Consider the following 15560-nt stretch of genomic DNA (forward strand, 5'->3'; position numbering starts at 1 on the left):
AGGGTGGGTATGAGCGTGACGGGATCTTTGGCGGCCGGGTCGCTGGTCCGGGCGCGAGGTCGGGAATGGGTGGTGCAGCCGGGCAGCGACGACGACTTCCTCGTCCTGCAGCCGCTCGGCGGGCGGGCCGAGGACGTCACGGGTCTGCACACCGCGCTGGAGCAGGTTGATCCCGCGACGTTCCCCCTGCCCTCCGCCGATGATCTGGGGGATGCCCGGAGCGCCCGTCTGCTCCGCACCGCCCTGCGGCTCGGTTTCCGGTCGACCGCCGGCCCGTTCCGCTGCATCGGCTCGATCGCGGTCGAGCCGCGGGCCTACCAGCTGGTCCCGCTGATGCTCGCCCTGCGCCAGCCGGTCACCAGGTTGCTCATCGCCGACGACGTCGGCATCGGCAAGACGGTCGAGGCAGGCCTCATCGCGGCGGAGCTGCTCGCCCAGGGCAGCATCGAACGGGTGGCCGTCCTCTGCAGCCCGGCGCTCGCCGAGCAGTGGCAGCAGGAGCTGCGCGAGAAGTTCCTCCTCGACGCGACACTCGTCCTCACCTCGACCGCGGCGAGGCTCGAGCGGGGCCTGATGATGGACGAGTCGCTCTTCGACCGGCACCCGGTGACGGTCGTCTCGACCGACTTCATCAAGTCCCCGCGCCGGCGTGACGACTTCGTCCAGCACGCCCCCGACCTCGTCATCGTCGACGAGGCGCACACCGCTGTCATGGACGCGGACACCACGGGCCGGGCGCGCCACCAGCGGTTCGAGCTGCTGACCGCGCTCGCCGCGAACCCCGCCCGTCATCTCCTGCTCGTCACGGCGACGCCGCATTCGGGCAAGGAGGAGGGTTTCCGCAACCTCGTCGGGCTGCTTGACCCGCAGCTCGCGACGATCGACCTCGACACCACGGCCGGCCGCGAGCGCCTTGCCCGGCACATGGTCCAGCGTCGTCGGAAGGACATCCGCCACTTCGTCCAGGCCGGGCTGCAGGAGCAGACCGTCTTCCCCGAGGACCGGGAGACCGCCGACCGCGCCTACTCCCTCACCCCTGCCTACCGTGACCTTTTCAACCGGGCGCTGGCGTTCGCCCGGGAGCAGGTGACGGACACGTCGGGGAGCGCCGTGCACCAGCGGGTCCGGTGGTGGTCCGCTCTGGCGATGCTGCGGACCCTCGCGTCCTCCCCGGCGGCCGCGGCGGAGACCTTCCGCTCCCGGGCGGCTTCCGTGCAGGCTGAGGACCTGTCGACCGTCGACGCCCTCAGTCGGTCGCGGGTGTTCGACGCGGCGGACGACGAGGCGGTCGAGGGCATGGACGTCTCCCCCGGCGCCGACCCGGGCACCGAGGCCGAGGGGGAACTCTCGTCCGCATCGCGCGAGCGCCGGACGCTGCGGGACCTCGCGCGTCGGGCGGAGGCGCTGCGTGGCCCGACGGAGGACGCGAAGCTCGCCGTGGCGGTGCGCGAGGTCAAGCGCCTGCTCGCCGACGGGTACAACCCGATCGTGTTCTGCCGGTTCATCCAGACGGCCGAGTACGTCGCCGAGCACCTGAGCAACGCGCTCGGCAAGGGAATCGTCGTCGGGGCGGTGACCGGGACCCTGCCGCCGGCGGAGCGCACCGAGCGCATCGCCGAGCTCACGGCGGACCCGGACAAGCGGCTCGTGCTCGTCGCCACCGACTGCTTGTCGGAGGGAGTCAACCTCCAGGAGCACTTCCAGGCGGTGCTCCACTACGACCTGGCGTGGAACCCGACGCGCCACGAGCAGCGCGAAGGCCGCGTCGACCGGTTCGGGCAGCGGGCGAGGACGGTGCGGGCGCTGACGCTGTACGGCCCGGACACCCAGATCGACGGCATCGTCCTCGACGTCCTCATCCGACGGCACCGCGCCATCCGCAAGGCGACGGGGGTGAGCGTGCCGGTCCCCGATCAGAACGACTCGGTCCTCGAGGCCCTGATGGAAGGCCTCCTCCTGCGGGGCGCGAGCGGCGACCAGCTGCTGCTCGATGTCGATGTCTCGCGCGCGGACCACGACCTGGAGACAGCGTGGGAGTCCGCGGCGGCCAAGGAGAAGGACACCCGGACGAAGTACCAGCACGCGGCGCTGAAGCCGGAGGTCGTCGCCGACGAGGTCAACCGGATGCGTGAGGCCATCGGCACCGGCGCGGAGATCGAGCCGTTCGTCCGGTCGGTCCTCGTGGGGCTCGGCGGTCATATCACCGGCGACGCCGAGGACCGGCTCGAGGTCGCCACCGACACTCTCGACCCCGCGCTGCGGGACCTCCTGCCGCGCACCGGGCGCCACGGGTCGACCTTCGTCCGCACCGCACCCGCCCCGTCGGGCGCCGCGGCGCTGACGCGAACCGACCCGACCGTCGCCGCGGTGGCCCGCCACGTGCTCGAGTCGGCCTTGGACGCCAGCGTTCCGGGCGAACGTCTGGCCAGGCGGGCCGGGATCATCCGCACCACCGCCGTGACCGGACGGACGACGCTGCTGCTCGTGCGCTACCGCTTCCACCTCGATCTGCCGAGCCGGGAGAAGGGGACGCGCACGCTCGTCGCGGAGGACTGCGAGCTCCTCGCCTTCCGCGGAGCGCCGAGCAGCGCGCAGTGGCTCGACGCGGCGGAGACAAGCGCGCTCGCCGAGGCGCGGCCCGACGCGAACATCCCGCCGGACCAGGCGCGACAGGGCATCGCCACGATGCTCGACCAGCTGCACCACGTCGAGGAGCACCTCACGGCACGGGCCGACGAGCGGGCGGCGGAGCTCGCCACCAGCCACGCCCGGGTCCGCGAAGGCGCGGGCGAGATCATCCGCGCGCTCAAGGTGCGTGCCGAGCACCCCGTCGACGTGCTCGGGGTCTACGTGTACCTGCCCGTCGTGGGCGCGACGAAGGGAGCCGGTTCGTGAAGGGCGACTTCTCGACCATCCGCACGGTCGGCACGACCCTCCCGGCGGAGCTCCTCGAGCGGGTCGTCGCCGGGGACACCCAGCTCGGCCGACTGTCGGCCGCGGACTACCACCTCGCCGCGGGCGAGACCCCCCGGGCGGCGGCGCACCGCGCGTGGTCGTACCTCAAGCAGGCGTGGGTCGGCTTCCGAGGACAGATCGAGGGCCGCCGGGACGACGACCCGCTCATCGGGGTGACCCGCGACCAGTGGCTGCACGTCGTGCTGCGCGAGCTCGACTACGGGCGGGTGCCGCAGACGCCGGCCGGCGGCATCGTCGTCGACGAGCGGGCCTATCCCGTCTCGCACGAGTGGGGGGCGCTCCCCATCCACCTGCTCGGGTGGAACGTCCCCCTGGACCGCAGGTCCAAGGGGGTGCCGGGAGCGGCGGACCGGGCGCCGCACGCGATGGTGCAGGAGCTGCTCAACCGGTCCGAGGATCGCCTGTGGGGGATCCTCGCGAACGGCCGGAGCCTGCGGCTGCTCCGCGACTCGACGAACCTCACCGGGGTCTCGTACGTCGAGTTCGACCTCGAGACGATGTTCGACCACGACGTCTTCAGCGACTTCGTCGTCCTCTACCTCCTGTGCCACCAGTCCCGCTTCGAGGTCGGTGAGGGCCAGCCGCCGACGGCCTGCCCCATCGAGACGTGGCGGTCCACGGCCCGTGACCTCGGCGTCCGGGCGCGGCAGGAGCTACGCGAGGGGGTTGCCCGGGCGCTCGAGCTGCTCGGCAACGGCTTCCTCACCCACCCGGCGAACACCGAGCTGCGACGCCGCCTGTCCACCGGGGAGATGACGCACACCGAGCTCCACCGCGAGCTCATGCAGCTGGTCTACCGGCTGCTCTTCCTCTTCGTCGTCGAGGACCGCCCCGAGCGGGACCTCATCCTCGATCCCGCGATCACCCCGGCGCAGCGCGAGCGCTGGTCGGTGTACTACTCCAGTCGGGTGCTCCGGCGCCGCGCCCTCGTGCTGCGCCGGACGCGTCACGGCGACGAGTGGCAGCGGACGTGGACGGTGCTGCGGGGGCTCGGCGGTGACGGGATCCCGGAGCTCGGCGTCACCGGGCTGGGTGGGCTCTTCGCGCCGACACCGGGCGAGACCCTGGCGGCGGAGGCACTCACTCGGGCCGATCGATCCGCCCCGCTGTGCCAGATCGGCAACGACTCCTTTCTCGCCGCGGTCCGTGCGCTGTCCGTGATCCGGCTCAAGGGGCAGCCGGAGCAGGTCGTCGACTTCGGTCGCCTGGGCGCCGAGGAGCTCGGGGGCATCTACGAGTCGCTGCTCGAGCTCGTCCCGCACCTGGACATGTCGACGTGGGCCCTCTCGTACGGCGAGTACCTGGGCAACGATCGGAAGACGACCGGGTCGTACTACACCCCGAGCGATCTCATCGACCTCGTTCTCGACGAGGCGCTCGACCCGTTGCTCGACGAGGCGGAGCGCGCCGACGACCCGGAGGCCGCACTGCTGGCGATGACGGTGTGCGACCCGGCGTGCGGGTCCGGGCACTTCCTCGTCGCGGCCGCCCGACGGATCGCCGAACGGGTCGCACTGGTGCGTTCGGAGACGCGGGACCTCCTGCCGGGCGACCTCGACGCGGCGATGCGCGATGTCGTCGTCCGGTGCATCTACGGCGTCGACCTCCAGCCGATGGCCGCCCAGCTCGCGAAGGTCGCGCTGTGGCTCGAGTCGATGGAGCGCGGGAAGCCGCTCGCCTTCCTCGACCACCACATCAAGGTCGGCAACTCCCTGCTCGGGGCGACTCCGGCGCTGCTGTCCCGGGGTGTGCCGGACGGCGCGTACGCGGTGCTCACCGGGGACGACAAGAAGGTCGCCGCGGCGCTGAAGAAGCAGAACCGCACCGAGCGGGTCGCCAAGCAGTCCACCCTCCTCAGCCAGGACGACGACGCCGAGGGGATCGAGATCGCGCCCGAGCGGGTGCGCGCACTCCAGGCGGTCGTCCCGCAGCGCACCGCCGCCGAGGTCGCGGCGGTTGCCGAGCGGTTCCGCGCGCTGGAAAGCGACGACGAGATGACGCGCGCCCGGCGCGCCGCGGACACGTGGTGCTCCGCCTTCACCGCGCCGAAGGTCGATTCCAGCCGGGCAATCACCACGGAGACGGTGCGCAACGCTGCGCACGGCACGCTGCCGGCTGTGCTAGGCGAGATCGTGTCGGAGGAGGCGACCCGCTACCGCTTCTTCCACTGGCACCTCGAGTTCCCCGAGGTCTTCACCCCGCTGCCGGCGGACGACATCCCCGACGACGACCCGACCGGCTGGGCGGGCGGGTTCACGGCGATGCTCGGCAACCCGCCCTGGGACCGCGTGAAGCTGCAGGAGAAGGAGTTCTTCGCGCACCGGGACGCCGCCGTGGCCGCGGCTCCGAACGCCGCCGCACGCAAGCGGCTCATCACCGCGCTCGTGGAGTCGAACCCCACGCTGGCGGCGGAGTGGCAGGATGCTGTTCACCAGTCCGAGGCGACGAGCGCTCTGCTGCGGGTGTCGGGGCGGTTCCCCCTGTGCGGGACGGGGGATGTCAACACGTACAGCGTCTTCGCCGAGCTGTTCCGCTCGTCGCTGTCCCCCGCCGGCCGCATGGGGATCATCACACCGACCGGCCTCGCAACGGATGCGACGACCTCAGCGTTCTTCGCCGACACGCTCCAGGCCCGGCGCCTCGGGACGTTCTACGACTTCGAGAACGAGGCGAAGATCTTCGCGGGCGTCCACAACCAGTTCCGCTTCGCGGTGACGTCGATGACCGGTGGAGTTCGTGCTGATCGCACGCGCCTCGCGTTTTACACCCGATTCATCGCCGACGTGCCCGATCGCCGGTTCGAGCTCAGCGCCGACGAGATCCTCCGGATCAACCCCAACACCGGGACACTTCCGCTGTTCCGTACCCGCCGGGATGCGGAGATCACCCTCGCGGTGTACCGCCGGTTCCCGGTTCTCATCGACGACGCGACCGGCACGAACCCCTGGGGTCTGCGCTTCATGCGGATGTTCGACATGGCCAACGACTCTGGTCTGTTCCGGACCGGCGAGCAGCTCGCGCAGGACGGGGCGGAGTTCGACGGGTGGGCGTGGACCTCCGGCCCCCGGCGCTGGGTCCCGTTGTACGAGGCGAAGATGCTCGGCCACTACGACCATCGGTTTTCGACATACCGTGGCGCCACACAGGCGCAGCTGAACAAGGGCACGCTCCCCCACCCCGACGCGGCCGCCCACGACGACCCGTCGATGGAACCCTTGGCCCGCTACTGGATCCACGAACGCGAGGTCGACAAGCAGCTCGATAATCGCTGGGACCGCGACTGGCTCCTCGGCTGGCGCGACATCGCTCGCGCTAGCGATGCCCGGACCTGCGTACCGAGCGCAATGCCGATCTCAGCCGTCGGTGGTGGTTTCTACCTTGCGTTCCCAAGGCAGGGCGGCGACGGCCCTCTTCTTGAGGGCGTGTGGTCGAGCTTTGCGTATGACTTCCTCGCCCGACAGAAGGTGAGCGGCGCTCACCTCAACCTCTCGCCGATGAGGCAGCTGGCGTGCCCGACGCCGGGCGAGGTCGCGGCATCTCTCCGTGGCGTCGACTCGACGTCATACGCGGGTTGGCTGCGCCCGCGGGTGCTCGAGCTGACGTACACCTCGTGGCGCATGGCCCCGTTCGCGGTCGACTGCCTAGAGCTCCCCGACGGGACGGACCCCGGCCCGCCATTCCGGTGGATCCCGGAGCGACGGGAGCAGCTGCGCGCCGAGATCGACGCCGCGATGTTCCACCTCTACGGCATGCCCCGAGAGGACGTCGAGCACGTCATGGGTTCGTTCACCGTGGTCCGGAAGTACGAGCTGCGCGACCACGGCGAGTTCCGGACGAAGCGCCTCATCCTCGAGATCTACGACGCCATGGCCGACGCCGCCGCCCGCGGCACGGTCTACACCTCACCCCTCGACCCCCCGCCGGGGCATGGACCTCGGCACGGATCGCGGTAGGGGTACTGGTGCTCGTCTATCCCGTCGACGTCGAGTCACACAGCGACGACCTCCTCTGCACCGCCGTCAGGCAGCAGCTCGCCCAGCCGCTGACCCCCGATATCGGCCCGGTGCCCGCGCTTGACCGTCCGCTGCGTACGCGAGTCCCCGACATCCTCCTCCGTCTCGGGCTGGTGATGTCTGCGCAGGGACGAACCGGCGGAGGTCGGACACGCTCAACCGACGCGCTGTGGCCGATTCTCAAGTACTTCCACTTCTTCCGTCGTTCCCGCCGAGGCGGACTGCTGGCGGGACCCGACGCTGCCCGTTATCGACATCACAGCCGCGGCGCCGTCTCAGACGAGCTCGGCATGGCGTTCAGTCTCCTTGCGGCTGAAAGATGGATCGTGGACGCCGGTCTGATCCCAGGCAACATCGTTGACCTCGAACGCCACCCGGGGCCGCTGGCCCTCAACCTCGCCAGAGGCCGGCGCCCCGATTTCGGTTACGAGGCATTCGACCTCGGGACCATGACCCCGAGGTGGCTCACAGTCGAGGCCAAAGGAGCATCCGCGCCCGCGTCCGAGACGCGCGCGGCGAAGCAATTGGCTGACGCGCACGGGCAAATCACAGCGCTGCCCAACATCAGCGGGCTCGCATCGGTGACCTTCACCGGTCGTGGCCCCGTGTCCATCTGGGCCGTCGCCGCACCCGCGGAGGAACCGCTCGATCCCGTGCTTGCGGATTTCTTCAAGTTCTCTGCAGGTCGACGACGTCACCGGCCCGAGGCGCGCCTACGTCATTCGATCAGCGCTCTCGCCGCGTGGTCAGGGGTGAACATGCTTCTAGGTCAGGAACGTGAGGCCCCGGTCGAATACACCTCATTACGGGACGAGTGGATGGGCCACCTCGACGTCTACGGCCGCAGAGGGCAGCTCGAGGGTCTGGAGATCTTTCGCGGGATCGATGCCCCCCTGGCCGAGTCGTTGCTCAAGGGAGACGTCGACATGTACCTCTCCGCACGTGTGCAATTGGCCGAACAGTGGTTCGCACGTCAGTCGAGGATCGATGAAGATGACTACCGTGAGCTCTATGAGCCCGGCTCGACAACGTGGGTGACCGCCCTTGCGCCCAACGGTGCGATCCTGGCGATCCGCGGTCGGGTGAAGGTGCCCGAACGCGATCCCCGAGCGACGAGACTGGAGGAGATGGACGATGAGTGAGAGCGTGCGCAAGGAAGTTCTGATCGCAGCCCTCATCGACGTCCTCCGTGAGTCGCACGGGCACCTGCCTGCGTCCCAGGCCATCGAGGCGGTGCGGCAACGCGTCGAGCTGACCGAATACGAGCTCAGCCGGAACCCGAGCGGCCACGAGCGGTTCGACACCTTCCTCCGGTGGGAGTCCTCCGGGCTCGTCACCCTCGGGTGGATCGTCAAGGAGTACGACGGCTGGGTCGTCACCGAGGCCGGTCGCGCGGCGATGTCCGCGCCCCGTCCCGAGAACGGCTGGTACCGCTTCTACCAAGAGCTGTACAGGCGCGAGAAGGCCCGCCTCCGGTTGGAGGAGCGACGAACGGCTGCCGAGCTAACCATCGCCACGGCGCTCGACCTCCTCGAACCTGGCACGTGGACGGGTCTGGACGACCTCGTGAGCTGCGTCGAGACCGACGAGGACGCTGTCGTGACGTGGCTCGCCGCGCACCAAGGAGCTGCGACGCGACGCGTGCTCGGCGCCGAGGGCCAGGTCCTCGACCGCCCGCGATGGCGACCGGACGACGACGCCGACTCCATACGCGCAGCGCTCGTCGCTGAGGGGTTGCAGTTCGACCCGGCCACCGGTCGGGCGAGCCTTGCCGGCCACCTCGGGCGGGAGGACCTCTTGCCAGACGAGGGAGACCCGGAGACGACGACGCGCGCGTGGCTGGTGCGCGGGTCGAACGTGTCCGGCAAGGACATGGTGCCGACCTGGCTGCGGGAGTCCTTCGTCTCCCTCGCCGCGACCCACCTCCGCACACTGAGCCTTCCGGTGGAACGGCGGCAGATCGCCGAGGCCGTCGAGATCGATTACGCGTCGCAGTCGTACAACCAGCGGTCCAACCGCTTGCGGTCGTTCGACCTGTTTCTCAACCGGATGTCGATCGACGACGTCGTCGTGACGGTGAAGGGGAGCGACCTCGTCATCGGCCATCTGATCAGCGAGCCGACGCAGGTCGCCTCGTCCGGCGGGCTGAGCAACCTGAGGCGTGAGGTTCGGTGGGAGAACCCCGATCGACCGGTGCCGTTCAGCGACCTACCCGAGGGCGTCAAGGCACGGCTGAAGTCCCAGGACGACGTCATCGACCTGACGACCCAGCTCGACGCCCTCCGCGAGCTCGCGGGGGAGACGACTAAGGACGAGACGGCCGAGGTCCCGGACGCCCCGCAGACCGCAGACCTCCAGGACCCGACGCAGGACCTCGCCGACGAGCTGCACGTCGACCTCGAGTGGCTGCAGAAGACGACCCGGTTGCTCCGCCAGCGGAAGCAGATCATCTTCTACGGGCCCCCAGGCACGGGGAAGACGTACGTCGCGCAGAAGCTTGCCGAGGCCGTCACCGACGCGGACGCCGTGAAGCTCATCCAGTTCCACCCGGCGTACACGTACGAGGACTTCTTCGAGGGGTACCGCCCGACGCCGAACGCGGCTGGCGACGGGGTCCAGCTCGCACTCCGGCCGGGGCCGTTCCGCAAGCTCGTCGACCGCGCCTCGGACAACCCAGGCACGGCCTACATCCTCATCGTCGACGAGATCAACAGGGCCAACCTCGCCAAGGTGTTCGGTGAGCTGTACTTCCTCCTGGAGTACCGCAAGCACCCGATCGACCTGCTGTACGCCGAGCCCGATGCCGAGCCGTTCATCATGCCGCCGAACGTCTTCATCATCGGGACGATGAACACGGCCGACCGATCCATCGCGCTCGTCGATGCGGCCATGCGCAGACGGTTCGCCTTCCTCCCGATGCACCCGGACGAGCGGCCGACCGCGGGGCTGCTGCGGCGGTGGCTGGCGGCGAAGGGCGGCGACACCGAGCTCGCCGACATCCACGACGAGCTGAACAGCCGAATCGACGACGCCGAGTTCAAGATCGGACCGTCGTACTTCATGCGGGATGAGGTCGCCGAGGAGGGCGGGCTCGAGCTGATGTGGGAGACGTCGATCGTCCCGCTGCTCGAAGAGCACTACTTCGGGGACTCTCAGGTCGACGTCGGTAGGCGGTTCTCGTTGGACGACGTTCGCAGGTCTGCGCGCCGTCTCCGCGAGCCGTCCGCCTCGCCGGCCGAGGGATCGACCGAGGGCCAGTCGTTCGATAGCACCGGCGGGGCAGCTGGCGCTCCGGAGCCCGGCGACGTTGACGCGCCCGGTGTGGACGAGGGCGCCGGTGACGCCTGAGCCGCTCGAGCTGCAGGAAGGGGTCGCCCGAGACGACTGCGATCTCACGGTCGAGCAGGCGTTCGCACTCGACGCGTCCGGGTGGCTGACCGTGACGCGGTCCCCCGGCGGGCGGTGGACCGTCGCACCGAGGACATGGGTCGGATCTGCGCGAATCGGTGATCTCGACGTCGTCATCCGCCCCAAGCTGCCGATCCGGAGGGTGTTCTTCCTCCTCGGGTACGCGGCCGGGAACGACCGGTGGGACGCGACGCCTACCGCCATGGCGACGACGGATGACCTCGTCGATGCGATGGCGAGCGCGTTCGTCGCCCAGGCGGAGCGAGCGATCGGCCAGGGCTTGCTGCAGGGGTACCGCACGGTCGAGGACGCGCTGCCGGTCGTCCGCGGGCGGATACGGCTCGCCGACCAGATGCGGCAGCACTTCGGGTTGGCGCTCCCGGTCGAGGTCACCTACGACGAGTTCGACACCGACATCGCCGAGAACCAGATTCTCAAGGCGGCGGCGACGGTGCTGCTCCGCCTGCCGATGGTGCGGCAGGACACGCGGCGGCGACTCGCCCGGGTACACCGCTCGCTGGCGGACGTCTCGCCGCTCGTGCGCGGGAGCGTCCTGCCTCACTGGTCACCGACGCGCCTCAACGCGAGATACCACGTGGCGGTGCCGCTCGCCGAGCTCGTGCTCCGATCGTGCTCTGTCGAGCAGGCCGCGGATCCGACCCAGCGGACGGCGGGCTTCATGATCAACATGGCGACCCTGTTCGAGGACTTCCTCGAACGTGCGCTCCGCGAGGCGATCGAAGGTCGGTTCGGTGGCGGGCTGAAGGGCCAGGACGGGCAGTGGCTCGACACCGGCCAGTCCGTGTGGGTCAAGCCCGACCTCGTCTGGTACCCGACCGGGTCGTCGACGGCAGGGGCCGTGATCGACGCGAAGTACAAGGCGGAGAAGCCGTCCGGGTATCCGAACGCGGACCTGTACCAGATGCTCGCCTACTGCACGATCCTCGGCCTCGACCGGGGACACCTCGTGTACGCGAAGGGTCAGGCCGAGCCAGCGCACCGAGTCGTCCGCAACGCGGGCGTCACCCTGGTCCAGCACGCCCTCGACCTAGACCAGGAACCTGACGCGCTGCTAGTGCAGGTCGGACATCTCGCGACTAGGGTCGTCGCACGGGAGTCGGGCGTCAAGCCACGTAGGTCGGGGGACTCGAACTAGTTCCGGCGGAAGCCGCGACGAGAACTTAGGGGCAGTGGTGGTCCGAGCGGAATTCGAAGAAAAAGAGTATGAAACCTTCGCGAATGTTGAATTGTACCAACTAGGGCGTCGGGGGCCACTGCCTCCCCTATGGACGCCCGGCCAGGTCCTCGAAGCAACTTTGGGCTACGACGCCGCGGCGAACGTGCGCCTAAATAAATCGCTTCGCCGAGCAATGGCGCTCCCGCCTAGGCGGCACGCGCGAATGGACGGCGTGACCACCGCGGCAATCTATCCCGCGCGTGGGCAGTATGCGAACATTCCACGATTTGTGGCGAGCCTATTTATCCAGTATAAACGGCCTGACAGGATGAGCGGTCGAGGCCAGTCAGCACATCTCTGGAACGGCCAACGCTACTACCGTGCTCGAATCGAAACCGATTCCAACCAGTATAGAATCCTCCGTGATCTCGATCAGATGGTTCATCCGAGGGCAGTCGTCCGCTATGCCGCGCCAGCATTCCACACTCGAACCGAACTCTTCGCATCTGCGTCGACCCACGCGGTCCTGGAACGGACAGCATTTCTTCGACCGGTTCGACTGAAGGACCAGCACACCTACTGGACCTACCGAATGCCTGGTAGCATGGGGCTGTGGAACCCCGCGGGGGATGCCTCCTATGCGGAGAGCATCGACCAAATGGTCGAAAACCTGTCGGATAGGCAGGAATCAGAAACACTCCAGTCCCATTTGAGAGAACTTTTTCTATCAATTGCAGAGGCCGATCACCTTGGCTTAACGGACAGCGACCGCCGCCTGCTAGATGCGTTCCTAGCGCCTAATGCGCGCATCGGGCGGCATTCGCAAGCGAGAGCGATACTCGCGATTTCCGGGTGGGTAGTGCGCCAACGCCTCACTTGGCGGCTGATAGCCCAACCACACGATCGCTACCGTGCTGGGATGATCGGGGCATGACCTCGACGCCGCGTGCCTCTCTCGCCGACATCACCCCGCCGATCGCCCTCGGCGCGCTCGACGGGCGCTACCGCCCCGCCGTGTCCGACCTCGTCGACCACCTGAGCGAGCCGGCGCTCAACCGCACCCGCGCGCACGTCGAGATCGAGTGGCTCATCCACCTCACCGACCGGCAGGTCGTCCCGAACGTCCGGGCGCTCACCGACGACGAGAAGGCGAAGCTGCGCGCCGTCATCACCGAGTTCGGCGCGCGGGACATCGACGAGATGGCGACGACCGAGCGCGTCACGCAGCACGACGTCAAGGCCGTCGAGTACTACCTCAAGGAGCGGCTGCACCGGATCGCCCCGGCGCCGGAGGACCGCGGCCTGGCCGAGCTCATCCACTTCTGCTGCACGTCCGAGGACATCAACAACCTCTCCTACGCGCTCATGGTCCAGGGCGCGATCGAGCAGGTGTGGCTCCCCCGCGCGACGACCCTCGTCGAGGCCCTCGCGACGATGGCGAGCGACCTGCGGGACGTCCCCCTGCTGGCCCACACCCACGGCCAGCCGGCGACCCCGACGACGATGGGCAAGGAGCTCGCGGTCCTCGCGTTCCGCCTCCAGCGCCAGCTGCGCCGCATCGAGGACGCCGAGTACCTCGGCAAGCTCAACGGCGCGACCGGCACGTACGGCGCGCACCTGGCTGCGGTCCCCGGCGCCGACTGGCAGGACATCAGCGAGTCGTTCGTCACTGGGCTCGGCCTCACGTGGAACCCGCTGACGACGCAGATCGAGTCGCACGACTGGCAGGCCGAGCTGTACGCCGACGTCGCGCGCTTCAACCGCGTCCTGCACAACCTCTGCACCGACGTCTGGACGTACATCTCGATGGGCTACTTCGCCCAGGTGCGTGGGCAGGGCACGGTCGGGTCGAGCACGATGCCGCACAAGGTCAACCCCATCCGCTTCGAGAACGCCGAGGCCAACCTCGAGGTGTCGAACGCCCTCCTCGACGTCCTCGCAAGCACCCTCGTCCAGTCCCGGCTCCAGCGGGACCTCACCGACTCCTCGATGCAGCGCAACATCGGCGTCGCGCTCGGCCACGGCCTCCTCGCGATCGACAACGTCACCCGCGGGCTCGCGGGGCTGGACGCCGTGCCCGAGGCGATGGCGGCCGACCTCGACGCGAACTGGGAGGTGCTCGGCGAGCCGATCCAGACGGCGATGCGAGCCCTCGGCGCGCAGGGCGTCCCCGGCATGGAGAACCCGTACGAGCGCCTCAAGGACCTCACGCGCGGTCGGCGGATCGGCCAGCCGGAGCTCGTCGAGTTCGTCCACGGGCTCGGGCTGCCGGCCGAGGTCGAGGAGCGACTCGCGGCGATGACGCCGGCGACGTACGTGGGCCTGGCGCCCGAGCTCGTCGACCACCTCGACTGAGGGCCTCGGCCGGCCCCGCTTCGCGGCGGGATGTGATGGCCGACCCCCCTTGTGCATTCGAACAGGTGTTCGATAACGTTGGGGCGTGGCCATCGCGGCGCTGGATCTGCAGGCCCCGGGCGGGGGGATGCCCGGGGCGATCGGTGATGCGCACGCGGCGGTGGACGCTGCCCTGGCCGCGGGGGCCGGTGGGGTGGGGTCGTTGGCCGAGCTGCGCGCGGCGTTGGGTGAGGCGGAGCGGCTGGTGCGGCGGGCGGAGGCGGTGCGGTTGGCGGTGATCCGGGAGATCGACCGGCGTGGGGCGGCCGCGTCGGCGGGGCACACGGACACCGGGTCGTTCGTCGCGATGGTGACGAACACCGACCGGGTCAAGGCCGCGGGTGCGGCGCGGTTGGCGGCGGACCTGGAGGCGAGCGCGACGGGTGCGGCGCTGGCGCGGGGGGAGATCTCCAGCGAGCACGCGCGGGTCATCACCCAGGCGTTGGCGGACCTGCCGGGGTCGGTGGACGAGGCGGGGCGGGCGGTGGTCGAGGAGTCGCTGGTGCGGGCTGCGGGTGGGATGAACCCGAGGAGCCTGCGGCGGTTCGGTCGGCGGGCGATCGAGGCGGTCGAGCCGGATCCGGTGGTGGTGGACGAGCACGAGAACTCCCTGGTGGAGGCGCAGGAACGGGCGGCGTGGGAGAACACGACGTTCTGGATGCGGGATGCCGGTGACGGCACGACCCATGGCCGGTTCACGGTGCCGACGGTGCAGGCGCACGCGGTGAAGAAGGTCCTGGACGCGATGACCGCGCCGCGGCGGCGCACGGACGACACCCCGGAGGCGTACCGGGACGACGCGCGTGCCGGCGGGTCACCGGCCGACGCTGCCGACGTGGGGCTGGCGGGGCCGTTCGACGCGGACCCGGCGATGTTGACGCCGCAGCAGCGGGAGGTCGCGGACCTGCATGCGGCGTACTCGACGGCGTGGAACGAGACCGGTGACCAGGGGCGGCGGTGGCAGCAGCTGCGGGGTCAGGCGTTCGCGTCGTTGATCGAGCGGATCCCGACCGACCATCTGCACGACAAGGTCGCGGCCACGGTCGTGGTCCATGTCGATCTGGCAACGCTGCGCGGGGAGCACGCGAAGGCCTCGAGCACCGACACCGGGGAGCTGATGTCTGCCGGGGAGCTGCGGCGGTGGGCGGCCGGGGCGGGGATCATCCCGGGCGTCCTGGGTGGGGAGTCGGTGCCGCTGGACCTGGGGCAGGGGAGCAGGTGCTTCACGACCCACCAGCGGCTGGCGTTGGCGAAGGTCTACGAGGAGTGCGCCGCGGAGCACTGCGGCCGGCCGTTCGCGTGGTGCGAGATCCACCACGACCACCCGTGGAAGGACGAGGGCCGCACGAGCCTGGACAACGCGATCCCCCTCTGCCCGTTCCACCACCGGCTCATCGACCAACGACCACACGTCGTCGAACCCGCCGACCCGCCGCAGGATCCACGAGATCCACGAGATCCCAGCGGCCGATCACGCGAGCGGACGGAACGGAAGGTGGTGCGCTTCCACGACCAGACCTAGCGCTGGTCGACCCGCGCGGGGGCCCAGGCAGTACGCGGGACCCAGGCAGCGGGCGGGGCTCGGTCAGCGG

The 15560-nt window shown here is 69.7% G+C and carries 7 protein-coding genes; all 7 read left to right on the top strand.

Annotation, left to right across the window (positions count from 1 at the left end):
• Positions 1 to 9 precede the first annotated feature (9 nt).
• Positions 10 to 2895 carry a helicase-related protein gene (locus DAA34_RS02765; RefSeq protein ID WP_106817516.1) on the top strand — a complete coding sequence of 962 codons (2886 nt, stop codon included), beginning with the start codon at positions 10 to 12 and terminating at the stop codon, positions 2893 to 2895.
• Positions 2892 to 6929, top strand: a complete 4038-nt coding sequence (locus tag DAA34_RS02770) for an Eco57I restriction-modification methylase domain-containing protein (protein ID WP_106817517.1) — start codon at positions 2892 to 2894, stop codon at positions 6927 to 6929. Before DAA34_RS02765 ends, DAA34_RS02770 begins: the two co-directional genes overlap by 4 nt.
• A gap of 8 nt (positions 6930 to 6937) precedes the next feature.
• Entirely contained in the window at positions 6938 to 8131 is a 1194-nt protein-coding gene (locus DAA34_RS02775; protein ID WP_106817518.1) for a hypothetical protein, read from the top strand.
• Positions 8124 to 10337, top strand: coding sequence for an McrB family protein (locus tag DAA34_RS02780; protein ID WP_106817519.1), 2214 nt, complete (start codon positions 8124 to 8126; stop codon positions 10335 to 10337). The genes DAA34_RS02775 and DAA34_RS02780 overlap by 8 nt, the downstream gene beginning before the upstream one ends.
• On the top strand, positions 10327 to 11553 hold the full coding sequence (locus tag DAA34_RS02785) for an McrC family protein (RefSeq protein ID WP_158707568.1): 1227 nt from the start codon (positions 10327 to 10329) through the stop codon (positions 11551 to 11553). Before DAA34_RS02780 ends, DAA34_RS02785 begins: the two co-directional genes overlap by 11 nt.
• A gap of 951 nt (positions 11554 to 12504) precedes the next feature.
• The gene (purB, locus tag DAA34_RS02790; RefSeq protein ID WP_106817521.1) at positions 12505 to 13929 is read left to right on the top strand and encodes an adenylosuccinate lyase; all 1425 of its coding nucleotides are present in this window, start codon (positions 12505 to 12507) and stop codon (positions 13927 to 13929) included.
• A gap of 85 nt (positions 13930 to 14014) precedes the next feature.
• On the top strand, positions 14015 to 15490 hold the full coding sequence (locus tag DAA34_RS02795) for an HNH endonuclease signature motif containing protein (protein ID WP_106817522.1): 1476 nt from the start codon (positions 14015 to 14017) through the stop codon (positions 15488 to 15490).
• Positions 15491 to 15560: the final 70 nt, after the last annotated feature.

Source organism: Janibacter massiliensis (assembly GCF_900289115.1).
GTDB lineage: Bacteria > Actinomycetota > Actinomycetes > Actinomycetales > Dermatophilaceae > Janibacter_A > Janibacter_A massiliensis.